This window comes from Bradyrhizobium sp. BRP23, assembly GCF_020194135.1.
In the GTDB taxonomy this organism is placed as follows: Bacteria; Pseudomonadota; Alphaproteobacteria; order Rhizobiales; family Xanthobacteraceae; genus Bradyrhizobium; species Bradyrhizobium yuanmingense.
This window is the reverse complement of sequence record NZ_JADYVW010000008.1, coordinates 262987-281356: the sequence shown is the minus strand read 5'-3', so window position 1 is coordinate 281356 and position 18370 is coordinate 262987. Positions and strand designations below refer to the sequence as shown.

The 18370-nt window shown below is 64.7% G+C and carries 18 protein-coding genes; 15 read left to right on the top strand and 3 right to left on the bottom strand.

Annotated features, from left to right (window positions below; genetic code table 11):
- The first annotated feature begins 2 nt into the window (after positions 1 to 2).
- The 13 genes from nuoG to I6F24_RS23030 all read left to right on the top strand — a co-directional run bounded on the left by nuoG (position 3) and on the right by I6F24_RS23030 (position 13303).
- Complete coding sequence (gene nuoG, locus I6F24_RS23090) at positions 3 to 2078, top strand: NADH-quinone oxidoreductase subunit NuoG (RefSeq protein WP_036025342.1); 2076 nt, start codon at positions 3 to 5, stop codon at positions 2076 to 2078.
- A gap of 10 nt (positions 2079 to 2088) precedes the next feature.
- Positions 2089 to 3156 carry an NADH-quinone oxidoreductase subunit NuoH gene (gene nuoH / locus I6F24_RS23085; RefSeq protein WP_085969087.1) on the top strand — a complete coding sequence of 356 codons (1068 nt, stop codon included), beginning with the start codon at positions 2089 to 2091 and terminating at the stop codon, positions 3154 to 3156.
- A gap of 14 nt (positions 3157 to 3170) precedes the next feature.
- Positions 3171 to 3659 carry an NADH-quinone oxidoreductase subunit NuoI gene (gene nuoI, locus I6F24_RS23080; RefSeq protein ID WP_027550624.1) on the top strand — a complete coding sequence of 163 codons (489 nt, stop codon included), beginning with the start codon at positions 3171 to 3173 and terminating at the stop codon, positions 3657 to 3659.
- A gap of 9 nt (positions 3660 to 3668) precedes the next feature.
- Complete coding sequence (locus I6F24_RS23075; RefSeq protein ID WP_036010173.1) at positions 3669 to 4307, top strand: NADH-quinone oxidoreductase subunit J; 639 nt, start codon at positions 3669 to 3671, stop codon at positions 4305 to 4307.
- Positions 4304 to 4612, top strand: coding sequence for an NADH-quinone oxidoreductase subunit NuoK (gene nuoK, locus I6F24_RS23070; protein ID WP_036010170.1), 309 nt, complete (start codon positions 4304 to 4306; stop codon positions 4610 to 4612). Before I6F24_RS23075 ends, nuoK begins: the two co-directional genes overlap by 4 nt.
- Before the next feature lie 61 nt (positions 4613 to 4673).
- Entirely contained in the window at positions 4674 to 6773 is a 2100-nt protein-coding gene (nuoL, locus tag I6F24_RS23065) for an NADH-quinone oxidoreductase subunit L (protein WP_036025339.1), read from the top strand.
- Positions 6774 to 8282, top strand: coding sequence for an NADH-quinone oxidoreductase subunit M (locus I6F24_RS23060; RefSeq protein ID WP_036025336.1), 1509 nt, complete (start codon positions 6774 to 6776; stop codon positions 8280 to 8282).
- A 22-nt stretch (positions 8283 to 8304) separates the two neighbouring features.
- Entirely contained in the window at positions 8305 to 9741 is a 1437-nt protein-coding gene (gene nuoN, locus I6F24_RS23055) for an NADH-quinone oxidoreductase subunit NuoN (RefSeq protein WP_225151800.1), read from the top strand.
- Position 9742: 1 nt separating this feature from the next.
- Positions 9743 to 10549: a biotin--[acetyl-CoA-carboxylase] ligase gene (locus tag I6F24_RS23050; protein WP_036025332.1), complete on the top strand. Its 807-nt coding sequence runs from the start codon at positions 9743 to 9745 to the stop codon at positions 10547 to 10549.
- The gene (locus I6F24_RS23045; protein WP_036025330.1) at positions 10549 to 12219 is read left to right on the top strand and encodes a ribonuclease J; all 1671 of its coding nucleotides are present in this window, start codon (positions 10549 to 10551) and stop codon (positions 12217 to 12219) included. Before I6F24_RS23050 ends, I6F24_RS23045 begins: the two co-directional genes overlap by 1 nt.
- A 10-nt stretch (positions 12220 to 12229) precedes the next feature.
- A complete protein-coding gene (gene mce, locus I6F24_RS23040; protein ID WP_036010154.1) occupies positions 12230 to 12634 on the top strand; it encodes a methylmalonyl-CoA epimerase in 405 nt (134 codons plus the stop codon).
- A 9-nt stretch (positions 12635 to 12643) separates the two neighbouring features.
- On the top strand, positions 12644 to 12919 hold the full coding sequence (locus I6F24_RS23035) for a DUF1467 family protein (RefSeq protein WP_025036606.1): 276 nt from the start codon (positions 12644 to 12646) through the stop codon (positions 12917 to 12919).
- Between the two features lie 30 nt (positions 12920 to 12949).
- A complete protein-coding gene (locus I6F24_RS23030; protein WP_036025327.1) occupies positions 12950 to 13303 on the top strand; it encodes a hypothetical protein in 354 nt (117 codons plus the stop codon).
- On the opposite strand, the gene I6F24_RS23025 is transcribed toward I6F24_RS23030, so the two are convergent.
- The gene (locus tag I6F24_RS23025) at positions 13304 to 13567 is read right to left on the bottom strand and encodes a GlsB/YeaQ/YmgE family stress response membrane protein (RefSeq protein WP_024341246.1); all 264 of its coding nucleotides are present in this window, start codon (positions 13565 to 13567) and stop codon (positions 13304 to 13306) included.
- A gap of 31 nt (positions 13568 to 13598) precedes the next feature.
- Positions 13599 to 14048 (bottom strand): YidB family protein, encoded by a 450-nt coding sequence (locus I6F24_RS23020; protein WP_036025325.1) that lies wholly within the window; start codon positions 14046 to 14048, stop codon positions 13599 to 13601.
- Between the two features lie 230 nt (positions 14049 to 14278).
- Between I6F24_RS23020 and mtnK the strand changes: the two genes are divergently transcribed.
- Complete coding sequence (gene mtnK, locus I6F24_RS23015; RefSeq protein WP_225151798.1) at positions 14279 to 15568, top strand: S-methyl-5-thioribose kinase; 1290 nt, start codon at positions 14279 to 14281, stop codon at positions 15566 to 15568.
- Between the two features lie 64 nt (positions 15569 to 15632).
- On the opposite strand, the gene I6F24_RS23010 is transcribed toward mtnK, so the two are convergent.
- Positions 15633 to 16517, bottom strand: a complete 885-nt coding sequence (locus I6F24_RS23010; RefSeq protein ID WP_225151796.1) for a hypothetical protein — start codon at positions 16515 to 16517, stop codon at positions 15633 to 15635.
- A gap of 222 nt (positions 16518 to 16739) precedes the next feature.
- Here I6F24_RS23010 and I6F24_RS23005 point away from each other — a divergent pair, with 222 nt between their 5' ends.
- On the top strand, positions 16740 to 18326 hold the full coding sequence (locus I6F24_RS23005; RefSeq protein WP_057029468.1) for an ABC transporter substrate-binding protein: 1587 nt from the start codon (positions 16740 to 16742) through the stop codon (positions 18324 to 18326).
- Positions 18327 to 18370 lie beyond the last annotated feature (44 nt).

Below are 18370 nucleotides of genomic sequence, written 5' to 3'. Positions count from 1 at the left end.
ACATGACCAAGCTCATCATCGACGGCAAAGAGATCGATGTCCCCGCCGAGTACACGTTGCTTCAGGCGTGCGAGGCGGCTGGCGCCGAGATTCCGCGCTTCTGCTATCACGAGCGGCTGTCGATCGCCGGCAATTGCCGGATGTGTCTCGTCGAGGTGAAGGGCGGCCCGAAGCCGGTCGCGAGCTGCGCCTGGGGCGTGCGCGACTGCCGTCCGGGCCCCAAGGGCGAGCCGCCCGAGATTTCGACGCGTTCGCCGATGGTGAAGAAGGCACGCGAAGGCGTGATGGAATTCCTTCTGATCAACCATCCGCTGGATTGCCCGATCTGCGACCAGGGCGGCGAGTGCGACCTGCAGGACCAGGCGATGGGCTATGGTGTCGACACCAGCCGCTTCGCCGAGAACAAGCGCGCGGTCGAGGACAAATATCTCGGCGCGCTGGTCAAGACCTCCATGAACCGCTGCATCCAGTGCACGCGCTGCGTCCGCTTTTCGGCGGAAGTCGCCGGCGCGCCCGAGATGGGCGCTACCGGCCGCGGCGAGGACATGGAGATCACGACCTATCTCGAGCACGCGCTGACCTCGGAATTGCAGGGCAACCTCGTCGACATCTGCCCGGTCGGCGCGCTGACCTCGAAACCCTATGCCTTCGCGGCGCGCCCGTGGGAGCTCGGCAAGACCCAGTCGATCGACGTCATGGACGGCGTCGGCTCTGCGATCCGCGTCGACACCCGCGGCCGCGAGGTGATGCGGATCCTGCCGCGCATCAACGAGGCCGTGAACGAGGAGTGGATCTCGGACAAGACCCGGCACGTCGTCGACGGCCTGCGCACCCAGCGTCTCGACCGGCCCTATATCCGCGAAGCCGGCAAGCTGCGCGCAGCGAGCTGGACCGAAGCCTTCGCTGCGATCGCCGCCAAGGCGGCGCGCACCGACGGCAAGCGCATCGGCGCGATCGCAGGCGATCTCGCCGGCGTCGAGGAGATGTTCGCGCTGAAGGACCTGCTCGGCAAATACGGCTCGGGCAATCTGGCGGTGCAGGGCGGCGACGCCTTCGATCCGGCGCTCGGCCGCGGCTCCTACATCTTCAATCCGACGCTCGCCGGCGTCGAGCAGGCCGACGCGCTGCTCATCATCGGCGCGAACCCGCGGAAAGAGGCGGCCGTGTTCAACGCCCGCATCCGCAAGCGTTGGCGCGCCGGCGGCTTCAAGGTCGGCGTGATCGGTGCCAAGGCCGACCTGACCTATGATTTCGACCACCTCGGTGCCGGTACCGAGACGCTGGCCGAGCTCGCGGCCGGCAAGCATTCCTTCATGGACGTGCTGAAGAACGCTGAGAATCCGATCATCCTGGTCGGTGCGGGCGCGGCCGCCCGTCACGACGGCGCCGCCATTCTCGCCGCCAGCGCCAAGCTCGCGCTCGATGTCGGCGCAGTCAAGGACGGCTGGAACGGTTTTGGCGTGCTGCACGAGACCGCCTCGCGCGTCGGCGCGCTCGACATCGGCTTTGCCGCAACCAGCGGCGGCCTCAATGCTGCGCAGATGACGACCTTCGGCACGCTCGACTTGCTGTTCCTGCTCGGCGCCGACGAGATCAAGGCGCCTGACGGCACCTTCGTCGTCTATATCGGCACCCATGGTGATCGCGGCGCGCACCGCGCCGACGTCATCCTGCCGGCGGCCGCCTACACCGAGAAGTCCGCGATCTACGTCAACACCGAAGGCCGCGTGCAGATGACGGGCCGCGCCGCGTTCCCGCCGGGCGAGGCCCGCGAGGACTGGGCGATCATCCGCGCACTGTCGGAAGCACTCGGCAAGAAGCTCGGCTATGACTCGCTTCAAGCCCTGCGCCAAGCGGTGTTCAAGGCCGTGCCGCATCTGATCCGTCTCGACCAGATCGAGGCCGGCTCGGCCGACCAGATCAAGAAGCTGGCGGGCAAGGGCGGCTCGCCCGAGAAGGCGCCGTTCAAGCCTCTGGTCGAGGACTTCTATTTGACCAACCCAATCGCGCGTGCGTCCGCCGTGATGGCGGAATGCTCGCGCCTCGCCTCCGGGCAGATGCTGACCGCAGCGGAGTGAGCGTGATCTGATGGAATTCTTCGAAAGCGCATTCTGGACCGGGTTCCTCTGGCCGCTGATCATCATGGTCGCGCAGAGCGTCCTCGTGCTCGTCGTCCTGCTGGTCGCGATCGCCTACATCCTGCTCGCCGACCGCAAGATCTGGGCGGCGGTGCAGATCCGCCGCGGCCCGAACGTCGTCGGCCCGTGGGGCCTGCTGCAATCCTTCGCCGACCTGTTGAAGTTCGTGCTGAAGGAGCCGATCATCCCGGCCGGCGCCAACAAGGGCGTGTTTCTTCTTGCTCCCTTGGTCTCATGCGTGCTCGCGCTCGCCGCCTGGGCCGTGATCCCGACCAATCTCGGCTGGGTGATCGCCGACATCAATGTCGGCGTCCTCTTCATCTTCGCGATCTCGTCGCTGTCGATCTACGGCATCATCATGGCCGGCTGGTCGTCGAACTCGAAATACCCCTTCCTCGCCGCGCTGCGCTCGGCCGCGCAGATGGTGTCCTACGAAGTCTCGATCGGCTTCGTCATCATCACCGTGCTGCTCTGCGCCGGCACGCTGAACCTGACGGCGGTGGTCGAGGCCCAGCACGCGCGGGGCCTTGCCAGCCTGATCGGGCTGCCGCAGCTGACGATCCTGAATTGGTACGTCTGGCCGTTGTTCCCGATGTTCGTGGTGTTCTACGTCTCGGCGCTGGCGGAAACCAACCGCCCGCCCTTCGACCTCGTCGAAGCCGAATCCGAGCTCGTCGCCGGCTTCATGGTCGAGTACGGCTCGACGCCGTACCTCTTGTTCATGCTCGGCGAGTATGTCGCAATCGTCACGATGTGCGCGCTGGCGACGATCCTGTTCCTCGGAGGCTGGCTGCCGCCGGTGGACCTGCCGCCCTTCAACTGGGTGCCGGGGATCATCTGGTTCTCGCTGAAGCTGTTCTTCATGTTCTTCCTGTTCGCGATGGCGAAGGCGATCGTGCCGCGCTACCGCTACGATCAACTGATGCGCCTCGGCTGGAAGGTGTTCCTGCCGCTGTCGCTGGCGATGGTGATCGTGGTGGCCGGCGTGCTGCATTTCGCCGGCATCGCGCCGAAGTGAGGGCCGTCATGGGTATCAACGTCAACGCCACTGCACGCTCGCTTCTGCTGTCGGAATTCGTCTCGGCGTTCTTCCTCGCCATGCGTTATTTCTTCCAGCCGAAGCCGACGCTGAACTATCCGTTCGAGAAGGGCCCGATCTCGCCCCGCTTCCGCGGCGAGCACGCGCTGCGCCGCTATCCGAACGGCGAAGAGCGCTGCATCGCCTGCAAGCTGTGCGAGGCGGTCTGCCCGGCGCAGGCCATCACCATCGAGGCCGGCCCGCGCCGCAACGACGGCACCCGCCGCACCGTGCGCTACGACATCGACATGGTGAAGTGCATCTATTGCGGCCTCTGCCAGGAGGCCTGTCCGGTCGATGCCATCGTTGAAGGCCCGAACTTCGAGTTCGCGACCGAGACCCGCGAGGAGCTCTATTATGACAAGGCCAAGCTGCTCGCCAACGGCGACCGCTGGGAACGCGAGATCGCCAAGGCGATCGAGCTCGACGCGCCGTACCGGTGAGGTGAGGGCATGATCCTTCCCGCGCTGTTCTTCTATCTCTTCGCCGGCGTCTGCGTCGCCTCGGCTGTGATGGTGATTGTCTCGCGCAATCCCGTGCACTCCGTGCTGTACCTGATCCTGGCCTTCGTCAACGCCTCCGGCCTGTTCGTGCTGATGGGCGCCGAATTCCTCGGCATGATGCTGATCGTCGTCTATGTCGGCGCGGTCGCGGTGCTGTTCCTGTTCGTGATCATGATGCTCGACGTCGACTTCCTCGAGCTGCGCGAGGGTTTCATCGAGTACCTGCCGGTCGGCCTCGTGATCGGCGGCATCTTCATGTTCGAGTTGCTGCTCACCGTCGGCTTCTGGGTCATCAACCCCGGCGTCTCCAAGACGATCACGGCGGCGATCCCGGCCAACGTCAGCAACACCGAGGCGCTCGGTCTCGTGCTCTATACGAAGTACATCCACTACTTCCAGCTCTCGGGCATGGTGCTCCTGGTCGCCATGATCGGCGCCATCGTGCTGACGCTGCGCCACAAGGAGAAGGTCAAGCGGCAGGACATCAACGTTCAGAACGCGCGCACGCCCGACATCGCGATGGCGGTGCGCAAGGTGGCGCCGGGGCAGGGGCTCTCGGACGCGGACGCGGCGGAGTGGGTGAAATGACGATCGGGCTCGGACACTATCTGGCGGTCGGCGCGATCCTGTTCACGCTCGGCATCCTCGGCATCTTCCTGAACCGCAAGAACATCATCGTCATCCTGATGTCGATCGAGCTGATCCTGCTCTCGGTCAACATCAACCTCGTGGCGTTCTCGAGCTTCCTCGGCGACATCGTCGGCCAGGTCTTCGCGCTGCTGGTGCTGACGGTCGCGGCTGCCGAAGCTGCGATCGGTCTCGCCATCCTGGTGGTCTATTTCCGCAACCGCGGCTCGATCGCGGTTGAGGACGTCAATCTGATGAAGGGCTGATCGCATGATCCGGAAAAGTGGGTACCGGTTTTCCGACCAGATCATGCGGAAAGAGTAAGTCATGGTTCAGGCAATTGTCTTTCTGCCTCTGCTGGGCGCCATTCTGGCTGGCCTGATCGCGCTGTTCGGCGCGCATGCCCGCAACCCCTCGGGCGACGAGCTCGATCATCACGGCGGCCACGGCCATGGCGCGCATGCCCATGCGTCCGACAAGATCAACGAGGATGCCTCCGTCATCCACGAGAGCCATCACGACGACGCTCACGACGATCACGGCCATGGCCCGACCGAGCCGCCGGCGGCGGGCTCGCGCGCAGCCGAGCTGATCACCACCGGGCTGCTGTTCGTCTCGGCGGCCTTGTCCTGGATGACGCTGGTCGACGTCGGCTTCATGCATCACGACTACAGGATCCAGCTGCTGCCCTGGATCTTCTCCGGCGATCTCCAAGTCTGGTGGACGCTGCGCGTCGATACGCTCACCGCCGTAATGCTGGTGGTGGTGACGACCGTGTCCTCGCTCGTGCACCTCTATTCCATCGGCTACATGGACGAGGACCCGAACCGGCCGCGCTTCTTCGGGTATCTCTCGCTGTTCACCTTCGCCATGCTGATGCTGGTGACGGCCGACAATTTGGTGCAGCTGTTCTTCGGCTGGGAAGGCGTGGGTCTCGCCAGCTATCTGCTGATCGGCTTCTGGTACCAGAAGCCCTCGGCCAACGCTGCCGCCATCAAGGCCTTCGTGGTCAACCGCGTCGGCGACTTCGGCTTCGCGCTCGGTATCTTCGCGGTCTTCATGCTGGTCGGCTCGACCGATTTCGAGACCATCTTCCACGCCGCGCCCGGCCTCACTGGCAAGACCATCAACTTCCTCGGTTGGCACGCCGACGCGCTGACCCTGACCTGTCTGCTGCTGTTCATGGGTGCGATGGGCAAGTCCGCCCAGTTCCTGCTGCACACCTGGTTGCCGGACGCGATGGAAGGCCCGACCCCGGTGTCGGCGCTGATCCACGCCGCGACCATGGTCACCGCCGGCGTCTTCATGGTGGCGCGCCTGTCGCCGCTGTTCGAACTCGCTCCGAATGCCCAGGCCGTCGTGATGTTCTTCGGCGCGACCACGGCGTTCTTCGCCGCGACCATCGGCCTCGTCCAGAACGACATCAAGCGCATCGTCGCCTACTCGACCTGTTCGCAGCTCGGCTACATGTTCGTGGCGATGGGGGCGGGGGCCTATTCGGTCGGCATGTTCCACCTGTTCACCCACGCCTTCTTCAAGGCGCTGCTGTTCCTAGGCTCTGGCTCGGTGATCTACGCGATGCACCACGAGCAGGACATCCGCAACATGGGCGGCCTCTGGAAGAAGATTCCCTACACCTATGCCGTGATGGTGGTCGGCACGCTGGCGCTGACCGGCTTCCCGCTCACCGCCGGCTACTTCTCAAAGGACGCGATCATCGAGTCCGCCTACGCCTCGCACAATCCGTTCGCGGTGTACGGCTTCCTGATGACGATCATCGCCGCCGGCCTGACCTCGTTCTACTCCTGGCGCCTGATCTTCAAGACCTTCCACGGCGAGCCGCATGACGAGCATCATTACGATGCCGCGCATGAGGCTCCGCTCTGGATCCTGATCCCGATCGGCGTGCTCGCGGTCGGCTCGTTCGTCGCGGGCCTGCCGTTCAAGGAGCTGTTCGCCGGTCACGGGGTCGAGGAGTTCTTCCGCGAGTCCGTGAAGATGAACCCGCACATCATCGAGGAGATGCACCACATCCCTCAGACCATCGCCTTCCTGCCGACGGTGATGATGGTGTTGGGCTTCCTCGTCTCCTACCTGTTCTACATCCGCCGGCCCTACCTGCCGGTCGAGCTCGCGAACACACAGCCGATGCTGTACCAGTTCCTGCTCAACAAATGGTACTTTGACGAGCTCTACGACGTCATCTTCGTCCGCCCGGCGAAGTGGATCGGCTACCAGCTCTGGAAGAAGGGCGACGGCTTCATCATCGACGGCTTCGGCCCCGACGGCGTCTCGGCCCGCGTGCTGGACGTCACCCGCAACGTCGTCAAGATCCAGACCGGCTATCTCTATCACTATGCATTCGCCATGCTGATCGGCGCTGCCGGCCTGATCACCTGGTTCATGTTCGGCTTTGGAGGCCAGTAAATGACAACCTGGCCCATTCTTTCGGTCACGACGTTCTTGCCCCTGGTCGGCGCGCTGATCGTCTATCTGAGCCGCGGTGACGACGAGGCGGCGCGGCGCAATTCGCGCTGGATCGCGCTCTGGACCACGCTGATCACCTTCGCGGTGTCGGTGATCCTGGTCATGCGCTTCGACCCCAGCAACCCCGACTTCCAGTTCGTCGAGAAGGCGAACTGGCTCGCCACCGGCATCACCTACCACATGGGCGTCGACGGCATCTCGCTGCCGCTCGTGATCCTCACCACCGCCGTGATGCCGTTCTGCATCGTCGCGAGCTGGAAGGCGATCACCAACCGCGTCCGCGAATACATGATGGCGTTCCTGATTCTGGAAACGCTCATGATCGGCACCTTCTCGGCGCTCGATCTCGTGCTGTTCTACCTGTTCTTCGAGGGCGGCCTGATCCCGATGTTCCTGATCATCGGCGTCTGGGGCGGTCCGCGCCGGGTCTATGCCTCGTTCAAGTTCTTCCTCTACACGCTGCTCGGCTCGGTCCTGATGCTGCTTGCCATCATGGCGCTGTACTGGAACGGCGGCACCACTGACATCCCGACCCTGATGCACACCGCCGTGCCGCGGTCGTTGCAGACCTGGGCGTGGCTCGCCTTCTTCGCGTCCTTTGCGGTGAAGATGCCGATGTGGCCGGTGCACACCTGGCTTCCCGACGCGCACGTCGAGGCACCGACCGCGGGCTCCGTGGTCCTCGCCGCGATCCTGCTGAAGATGGGCGGCTACGGCTTCCTGCGCTTCTCGCTGCCGATGTTCCCGCTGGCCTCGCACGACTTCGCGCCGCTGGTGTTCACGCTCTCGGCCATCGCCATCATCTACACCTCGCTGGTGGCGCTGATGCAGGAGGACATGAAGAAGCTGATCGCGTACTCCTCGGTCGCGCATATGGGCTTCGTCACCATGGGCATCTTCGCCGGCACCATGCAGGGCGTCGCCGGCGGCGTGTTCCAGATGATCTCGCACGGCATCGTCTCCGGCGCGCTGTTCCTCTGCGTCGGCGTCGTCTACGACCGCCTGCATACCCGCGAGATCGCGGCCTATGGCGGTCTCGTCAACCGGATGCCGCTCTATGCGATGACCTTCATGGTGTTCACCATGGCCAATGTCGGTCTGCCCGGCACCAGCGGCTTCGTCGGCGAGTTCATGACGCTGCTCGGCACCTTCAAGGTCTCGATCCCGACCGCGTTCTTCGCCAGCTTCGGCGTGATCCTCTCGGCGGCCTACGCACTATGGCTCTATCGCAAGGTCGTGTTCGGAGCGCTGGTCAAGCCGCAGCTGGCGAGCATGAAGGATCTCACCTTGCGGGAGTGCGTCATTCTTTTCCCGATGATCGCGCTGACGATCCTGTTCGGCGTCTATCCGAAGCCGGTGCTCGACATGTCGGCCGCCTCGGTCCAGCAACTCGTCAACAATTACAATACCGCCGTGACGGCCGTGAAGGCCGCCGCACTGCTCCAGTGATCGGGCAGGTCAGGATATCGCCATGAGCTTTTCGAGTGCAGGTTATCAACTGGCGCCGGTGCTGCCCGAGCTCGTGCTCGCGGTCGGCGCTATGGCGCTTCTGATGCTCGGCGCCTATCGCGGGCAGGAGACGACCAGGACCGTGACGTCGCTGGCGGTGTTGCTCCTCATCGTGGTCGGCGCGCTCGTCTACATGCAGCCCGCGGGCAAGCAGGTGACGTTCGGCGGCAGCTTCATCGTCGACGACTTCGCCCGCTTCATGAAGATCCTGGCCCTGATCGGCTCGGCCGTGACGCTCGTCCTGTCGACCGAGTTCCTGTCAGACCCGTCGCGCCGGATTTTCGAATACGCCATCCTCGTGCTGCTCTCGACGCTCGGCATGATGGTGCTGATCTCGGCCGGCGACCTGATCTCGCTCTATCTCGGCCTCGAATTGATGTCGCTGGCGCTCTACGTCGTGGCAGCCTCGAACCGCGACAACGCCAAGTCGACCGAAGCCGGCCTGAAGTACTTCGTGCTCGGCGCGCTGTCCTCGGGCATGCTGCTGTACGGCGCCTCGCTGGTCTACGGCTTCACCGGCACGGTGAGCTTCACCGGCATCGCCGCGGCCGCGACGGTCTCGAATGTCGGCCTGGTGTTCGGCCTCGTCTTCCTGCTCGTCGGCCTCTGCTTCAAGGTCTCGGCCGTGCCGTTCCACATGTGGACGCCTGACGTCTACGAGGGCGCGCCGACCCCGGTCACCGCCTTCTTCGCGTCGGCGCCGAAGGTCGCCGCGCTCGCCGTCTTCACCCGCGTCACGCTCACCGCATTCCCCGGCATCGTCTCGCAATGGCAGCAGATCCTGGTGTTCGTGTCGATCGCCTCGATGGCGCTCGGCTCCTTCGCCGCGATCGGCCAGAGCAACATCAAGCGCCTGATGGCCTATTCCTCGATCGGTCACATGGGCTTTGCGCTGGTCGGCCTTGCCTCCGGCACGGTGGAAGGCGCGCAGGGCGTCCTGATGTACATCGTGATCTATGTCGCGATGACGCTGGGCTCGTTCTCCATCATCCTCGCGATGAAGCGCAACGGCCAGGCCGTGGAGCAGATCAGCGATTTCGCCGGCCTGTCGCGCACCAATCCGCTGCTCGCCTTCATGTTCGCGATGCTGCTGTTCTCGCTCGCCGGCATTCCGCCGCTCGCCGGCTTCTTCGCCAAATGGTACGTCTTCGTCGCCGCCATCAAGGCGAACCTGTTCACGCTCGCCGTCATCGGCGTGCTGACCAGCGTGGTCGGCGCCTACTATTATCTCGCGATCGTCAAGACGATGTATTTCGACGAGCCGGCCGGCCGGGTCGATCCGGTGCGCATCGAGGTGCGGACGGTGCTGGCGGTGGCGGGCCTGTTCAATATCCTGTTTGCGCTGTTCGCGGGGCCCGTGGTGAGCGTCGCCTCCGCCGCGGCAAAGTCGTTGTTCTAGGATGGCCTTCGCGCTCGGTCCTCGCGCATCGGCTGCGGGCTACAGGCTCGCGGCGTTCGAACGGACCGGCTCGACCAATAGCGAGGCGATCGAACACGCCAGGGCCGGCGAGCGCGGCCCGATGTGGTTCGTCACGTCCGAGCAGACCGCCGGCCGCGGCCGGCGCCAGCGCGCCTGGATCGCGCCGCGCGGCAATCTCGCCGCCAGCATCCTCGAAGTTATGGACGTCGCCCCCGCCGTCGCCGCCACGCTCGGCTTTGCCGCAGGGCTGGCCGAGGAGGCGGCACTGGAGAAGGTGAGCCTCGAGGCCGCGCTCCGTCTCGGCGAAGGCCGGCCCCGCTACGCGCTGAAATGGCCGAATGACGTGCTCGCCAGCGGCAAGAAGCTGGTCGGCATTGGCCTTGAGGCCGAGGCCGTCGGTGGCGGCCTTGCCGTCGTGGTGGGCATCGGGACCAATGTGGTCGCCGCGCCCGAGGGCACCCCGACGCCCGCGGTGTCGCTGGCCGCCCTCGGCGTCCAGATCAGCGCCGAGGAGCTATTCATGGCGCTGTCGGATGCCTGGGTCGAGTTCCGCGGCATCTGGGACAATGGCCGCGGCTTTGCCGAGATCCGCAGGCTCTGGCTGGAGCGCGCCGCCGGCCTCGGCGAAAAGGTTGCCATCCATACGGGAACCATGACGCTGGAAGGTGTTTTTGACACGATCGACGACACCGGCTGCCTGATCGTCCGCACCGCGGAGGGCCGCCTCGTGCCGGTGGCGGCCGGCGAGGTGTTCTTCGGCCCCGTCGCTTCGGTGGGAGCAGCGTGATGGCAAGGCCGGACGAATTGGTGTTTGCGCCGCTCGGCGGCGTCGGCGAGATCGGCATGAACCTGTCGATCTACGGCCTCGGCAACCGTCACCAGCGCGCCTGGCTTGCGGTCGATCTCGGCGTCTCCTTCGGCGATGAGGAGCATCTGCCCGGCATCGACCTGATCATGCCTGACATCTCCTTCCTGGAGAAGGAGCGCAAGAACCTGATGGGCCTCGTGCTGACCCACGCCCATGAGGATCATTTCGGCGCCATCATCGACCTCTGGCCGAAGCTGAAATGCCCGATCTACGCCACCAGGTTCAGCGCTGCGCTGTTCGAGGCCAAATGCGCCGCCGAGCGCAACGCGCCCGAGATTCCGGTCACCGTGGTGCCCTCAGGCGGCCGTGTCGATATCGGTCCGTTCAACGTCGAGTTCATTCCGGTCGCGCATTCGATTCCGGAAGCGCATGCGCTGGCGATCCACACCGACGCCGGCATCGTGCTGCACACCGGCGACTGGAAGATCGACCCGACCCCGACGCTTGGAGCCGCGACCGACGAGAAGCGGCTGCGCGAATTGGGCGAAGAGGGCGTGCTCGCCTTGATCGGCGATTCCACCAATGCCGTGCGCGACGGCCGTTCGCCCTCGGAGGCCGAGGTCGCCCGAACCATCATCGACCTCGTCAAATCCGCCAAGGGCCGCGTCGCGGTGACGACGTTCGCCTCCAACGTTGCTCGCGTCAAAGCGGTGGCTGACGCCGCGAGGGCCGCGGACCGCGAGGTCGTCGTGGTCGGCCGCGCCATGGAGCGCGTGGTGCAGGTCGCGCGCGAGACCGGCTATCTCGAGGGCGTGCAGAATTTCCGCTCGCCCGAGGTCTATGGCCACCTGCCGCAGGACAAGGTGCTGGCGCTGTGCACCGGAAGCCAGGGCGAGCCGCGCGCCGCGCTGGCCCGCATTGCCAACGACGACCATCCTGAAATCACGCTGAACCGCGGCGATAGCGTCATCTTCTCCTCGCGCACCATTCCCGGCAACGAAAAGGCGGTCGGCTCGATCATCAACAATCTGGTGCTGCAGGGCGTCGAGGTCATCACCGACCGCGATGCGCTGGTCCACGTCTCCGGCCATCCCCGCCGCGACGAGCTGCGCGATATGATCTCCTGGGTGAAGCCGCAGCTCCTGATCCCGGTTCACGGCGAGGCTCTGCACCTGCATGAGCACGCCAAGCTCGCCCGCGCCGCCGGCGTGCCGCGCGTGCTGGTCTGCCGCAACGGCGACCTCGTCAAGCTCGGCCCGGGCGATCCCGGCATCGTCGGCGAGGTGCCGTCGGGACGTCTGTACAAGGACGGCACGATCCTGGAAGACTCCAAGTCCCGTGCCGTCGTGGAGCGGCGCCGCATGGGCTTCTCCGGCTGCGCCTTCGTCGCCATCGCCATGACCGCGCAGGGTGAGCTCGCCGGTGATCCCGAGCTCGATTTGGTCGGCATCCCCGAAAAGAACAGGGCCGGCGAGACCTTCGACGACATCGTCTTCGATGCCGTGATGTCGACCATCGAAGGCCTGCCGAGGGCGCGCCGGCGCGATTCGGACGCCTTGGCCGAGTCGGTGCGACGCGCTGTCCGGGCCGTGATCAACGAACATTGGGGCAAAAAGCCCCCCTGTCTGGTACATGTACTGACGGTATAGGGAGGGGAACATGTTGGGCCGGCTCAACCATGTCGCGATCGCGACCAAGGATGCGGTCAAGGCCGCGAAGATCTACGGTGCGGCCTTCGGCGCCCAGATTTCCGAGGCCGTGCCGCTGCCCGAGCACGGCGTCACCACCGTGTTCGCGACCCTGCCCAACACCAAGATCGAGTTCATCGAGCCGCTCGGCGAGGCCTCGCCGATCGCGAAGTTCATCGAGCGCAATCCCGACGGTGGCATCCATCACGTCTGCTACGAGGTAGTCGACATCATCGCCTCGCGCGACACGCTGGTGAAGGAGGGCGCGAGGGTGCTCGGCGACGGCGTGCCGAAGATCGGCGCCCACGGCAAGCCGGTGCTGTTCCTGCACCCCAAGGATTTTTCCGGCGCCCTCGTCGAGATCGAGCAGGCATAGGGCCGCGTCATGGCCATCCAGATTTCAACCTGGCTCGCGATCTATTTCGTGCTCTGGTGGGTCATGCTGTTCGTGACGCTGCCGTTCGGCGTGCGCAGCCAGCACGAGGACGGTGTTGGCGCGCCCGGCACCGACCCCGGTGCTCCCATCCTCACCCGCATGGGGCACAAGCTGATCTGGACCACGATCATCTCGGCAATCGTGTTCGGCATTGGCCTTGCGGCCTATCATGCCGGCTATCTCTCGATCGAGCGCCTGTCGAAGATGATGGGAATGCCGTTTTAAGTTTTGATTGGCGTTGCTATGGGGTCAAAAATGACATTTCAGCGTATCGTCATTGCGCTTCTGGTGCTGATCGTTGCAGGGCTCGGTGCCATCGGCTATTTCGAATGGCGGATGGCGGTGCAGGTGCGCACCCTGAAGGCGTTCGTCGAGGGCTATGTCTTCAACGAGGCCGTGCTGGCCTGCGAGCAGGCCAAAAGCTCGACGCCGTTCAAATGGAACGGCGGCAAGAGCACCTCGGTGATCGGCCTGAACTCGGTCAAGACGGACAAATACACGGTCAGCGCCAGCTACACGCTGGTCGCGGACAGCGTCTATTGCGACTACGATCCGATCAAGAGAAAGGCCGACATCGGCTCCAGCTTCCTGGAGCGGGAGACTTTCTAGCTAGATCGCGCGGCGCTGCCGGCCGGCGAAGAGACCGTAAACGAACAGCACGATGATCGCGCCGACCACGGCACCGATCAGGCCCGCACCCTCGCCAGGGCGATACCAGCCCAGCGCTTGCCCGAGATACGAAGCGACGAAGGCGCCGACGATGCCGAGGATGGTCGTCAGGATGAACCCGGACGGTTCATTGTCGCCCGGCATGATGAACTTGGCGATCACGCCGGCGAGAAAGCCAATGATGATGGTCCAGAGAATGCTCATGAGTACACCTTTTCGAGTTGAGCCGCTGCTTCTATGCGTCGGGCAGGCGTCCATCCGGCGTGTATTTGTCGATTGCGGAAGGAAGCTCGCGGGTTAGCCGTGAGACGATCTCCTCCTGGGAAAGCCCGGTCTGCTGTGCGAGCTTTTCCAGGACATCGCTGCCGATGGCCTGCTTCAGCTCCGGCGGGGAGATCTCCTTGTTGGGGCCCGGCTTCACCCATGAATCGGCGATCTCGCCCTGCCCATTCTGGTTGAATCTCTCCAGGAGCTCGCCAATCCCGCCATTGAGCAGGCCCCCGATTCCGCCAGCGCCGAGCATGCCGCCGAGATTGCCGAGCATGCCTCCGAGCGGCTGCTGGCCGCCCGTGGACGAGCCGGCGCCGGCGCCTTTCAGCAGCTCCGCCAGCTTGTCGCGGTTCTGATATCCGGCGATGGCCAGCATCGCCAGCAGGGCAGTCATGGAAGGCATTCCGCGGCTCATCGCTAGCTCCTTTTAGTAGGTCAGAAACCCAAAACCGTCTCAGCTTGCTTGGGTTCCTCAATCGACCAATCGGAGCTCGCGACCAAGCGTCCCAGCTTGGCCGCCACCAAAGCACCGGGTGGCAGACAACGTACATTGTGGCTACGATCCGATGAAAAGAATGGCCGGATCGGCTCGAGCTTGCCAGCATCGGGAGTAGCGATCCGGCCCAGACATGGGATGGGATCGCAATGACCGGGGACCGGGCAGGGGACTATCGGATTTTGCACGAGGCGGACTTGCGGGACTATCTCGCGGGCTTGCCTGATATCGCCGCGCTCCTTGGCGGCGAGGCGTCCTCCTGGGCGATCACCGAGGTCGGCGACGGCAACCTCAACCTCGTCTTCATCGTCAAGGGCGCACGCGGCGGCATCGCCGTGAAGCAGGCGCTGCCTTACGTCCGCCTCGTCGGCGAGAGCTGGCCGCTGCCGCTGTCGCGCGCCCATTACGAATATCTGGCGCTGTCCCGCCAGGCCCAGCTCGCGCCCGACCTGGTGCCGGCCGTGCTGCATCACAACGAGGCCCTGGCGCTGACGGTGATGGAGCTGCTCGAGCCCCACATCATCATGCGCAAGGGCCTGGTCGCGGCAACGCGCTATCCGCGTTTCGTCGACGATATCACCACCTTCATGGCGCGGACGCTGTTCTTCACCTCCGACCTCGCGCTGTCAGCGGCCGAGAAGAAGGAGGCCATCGCGGCCTTTGCCGGCAACCACGCGCTCTGCAAGATCACCGAGGACCTGATCTTCACCGATCCCTACCGCATCGCCGAGCAGAACCGCTGGACCGCGCCCTATCTGGACGGCCTTGCCGCGAACCTGCGCGAGGACTTGGAGCTGCATGTCGCGGTCTCCCGGCTGAAGCTGAAATTCATGGCGAGCCCGGAAGCGCTGATCCATGGCGACCTCCACACCGGCTCGATCATGGTCACGGACGGCCAGACGCGGGTGATCGACCCGGAATTCGCATTCTATGGTCCCATGGGCTTCGACGTCGGTGCCGTGCTGGCCAATCTCCTGATGGCCTATTTCGCTTCCGCCGGCCACGAGCGCGCGCGGGGCGAACGGGCGGCATTCGAGGCCTGGGTGCTGGAGACGGTCGAGCAGGTCTGGACCGAGTTCGCCCGAAAGTTCCTCGATCTCTGGCGGGCGGGAGGCACCGGCGATGCCTATCCGGTCTCGCTTTTCGCCGGCGAACAGGGTGCCGCGCGGTTGGAAGCCGAGCGAAAAAGTTACGTGCAACGCCTGTTCGCCGACGCTGTCGGCTTCGCAGCCGCAAAAATCATCCGCCGCATCTTCGGCCTCGCCCACAACATCGATTTCGAGCTGATCGAGGACCCGCGCACGCGGGCGGTCAGCGAAGCCCGTGCCGTGCGGCTGGCGGGGGCGATGATGGTGGAGACGGCGTCGTTCCGGACCATCGCGAATGTGACGAATGCCGCGCGAAAACTGCGGGACTGGATGCCGGAATTGTCGGGCTGAACCGGCCTCATGAGGAGCCCGCCCACGCTCCGTGATTGCGAGATGAGAGATCGTCCCCGGAACGTTAGTAAAGCCGCATCGGCAGCAGGACGCCGTCCGCGCCGGCCAGCAAACCCCAGGTCTCGTTGGCCGCGACTTCGAACTCCCGGCTCGCTGCCGCTCCGCCGTCCACCTTGAGGGTGACCTTGTACCTGCCGGGCGGCAGATCGAGCTTCTGGCTGTCCGGCAATTCGCCTGCGGCACCGTCGGAGTTCGCCAGTTCTTCGCCGGCGTGCGCCGCCAGATTGACGGCCTGGTCGGCGACGGTGATCACCGCCGCTTCATCCGTCTTGTTGCCGAGCATCACCCTCACTTGCCCGGGCTTCGGCAGGAGGCCGACGGTCGCCGAGGCGAGCTTGCGCCTCGACAGCTCGGCAATTGTCTTGTCGTCCTGACGTGAGAGCCGGAGCAGGACCGGTCCCTCTCTCGTCAGGAACGTGATCACGGCCCGGTCCGGCTCTGTCACCGCACCGTCTTTCTCCGTCCAGCCACGCTTGCCGAGTGCGTCGCGATAGAAGCCGAGCACAGAAGCGAGATCGCGCGGCGTCTCGGCGTAAATCGACCGGATCTGCGGCGAATCCTTCGCCGTCGCGAGGGCCCAGCCTTCGGGCAGCGGCAGGCCGGTATGCTCGGAGAGCTTGGCTTCGAAACGCGCTCCCGCACCGCGCGCCATCATCCCGACGGGAATGCTGAGCAGTCGTTCGACGAAATTGTCCAGAGTGTCATGGCTCCGGACCGCCCACCAGGTCTGGTCGACATTGTCGTTCGCGCCGGAGGTGCGACTCCAGCCGAACTGGATAGCGTCTGTCACGCTCTCGCCACCGAGGCTGGCCGCGACCGGGCGCGCCAGCACGGCCGTCGCGGCGACCAGACCGGCCGCGAGCAGGGCAGCTAGCGTTCGGCGTTTCATTTTTGCGCCATCCCTTGGGGCTCAGATAATGATTCTGAGCTTGGTCGCGTCGATCACGAAAAATGTTCACCGATCCCGGTGGCCCCATGACGCACCGCGTCAATGCCCCCGCGGACTGCCTCAGGAACCGGCATCATTTGCCGTCAAAACGAAGCTTGCTTTCGGCAGGCGACGAATGATCAAATCACTTATCGGAATGCGCCTGCGTCGGGGGGACACATGATGTTCAAGACCATCGCGATCGTTGCCGGTTTGGGACTGGCGCTCGCCGCCACAGCCGAGGCGCAGACTCCGCGCAAGGGCGGAACCATCCGCATGACGGCGCCCTACGGCTCGAGCTTCACCAGCCTCGACATTCACACCACGCAGCGCGCCCAGGACGAGATCTACGCCAAGGCCCTGCACCGTTCGCTCTACATCTGGAATTCGGCGGAAGGAAAGCCGGTGCTCGAGCTCGCCAAGGAGGATGTGGTCTCGGGCGGAGGCCTCGTTCACACCTTCAAGCTGCGCGACGACGCCTATTTCCACAGCGGCCGCAAGATGACCGCCGACGACATCATCTGGTCCTACAACCGCATCATGGACGGCAGCAAGGCCTATCCCGGCGCGCGTTACGTCCGTGTCATCGAGGGCGCAGCCGCAGTCGAGAAGGGCCAGGCCAAGGAGATCTCGGGCCTGAAGAAGATCGACGACTTCACCATCGAGATGAAGCTGACGGAGAAGGTTGATCCCGGCTTTTACTTCTTCACCGCGCTGACCTCGATCTATCCCGCCGACGAGGCCGCCAAGGAGAGCTTCATCCAGAAGCCGATCGGTCTCGGTCCGTTCAAGTTCGTCGAGCATGTGCCGGGATCGCGCATCGTCCTGGAGCGCTGGGACCGGTTCTACAAGCCCGGCAAGCCCTATGCCGACAAGATCGTGGTGTCGGTGATGGGCGAAGCCGCGGCGCGCGACGTCGCGTTCCGCAACAAGGAGATCGACACCTCGGTGCTGGGACCTGCGCAGTACGTCGCCTACCAATCCGACGCTGACCTCAAGGGCACCATCGTCGAGGTCGCCGAGGTGTTCACGCGCTACATGGGCATGAATCCCGCGGTCAAGCCGTTCTCCGACAAGCGCGTGAGGCAGGCGATCAATTACGCCATCGATACCGATTTGATCATCAACAAGCTGGTCAAGGGCAAGGCCTACCGCGCCACCAGCTGGCTGCCGCTGACCTCGCCGGCCTACGACAAGGCGATGAAGCCTTACCCCTTCGATCCCGCCAAGGCCAAGCAATTGCTCACCGAGGCCGGCTACGCATCCGGCTTCGAGTTCGAATGGACCACCAGCCAGAATGAAAGCTGGGGTCTGCCGATCGTCTCGGCCGTCATTCCGATGCTGGACAAGGTCGGCATCAAGGCCAAGGTCAAGCAGGTCGAGACCGCGGTGCTGGCCGAGGTGGTTCGCACCGGCGACTATCAGGCCTTCATCTATTCCCAGGCGAGCGGCCCCGATCCTCAGGCCGCGCTCAAATGCTTCCATTCGGCGACGCCGCAGGCGGCCTGTAACTACACGACCTACAAAAATCCCGACTTCGACAAGATCCTCGATGAAGCCGGACAGGCCGACGATCCCACAAAGCGCATCCAGTTGCTGCAGAAGGCCAATGCGCTGCTCTACGAGGAGGCGCCGGTCTGGTTCTTCAACTACAACAAGGCGGTCATGGCGGTGCAGCCCTGGCTGAAGGGAATTCAGCTCAACGCGACCGAGCTGACCCACCAGAACGTCGAGGACCTCTGGGTCGACGAGACCTCGCCCGCGAAGTGACACGCGCGCTCCCGCCTAGCGCGACGGGCGAGGGAGGGAGCGGG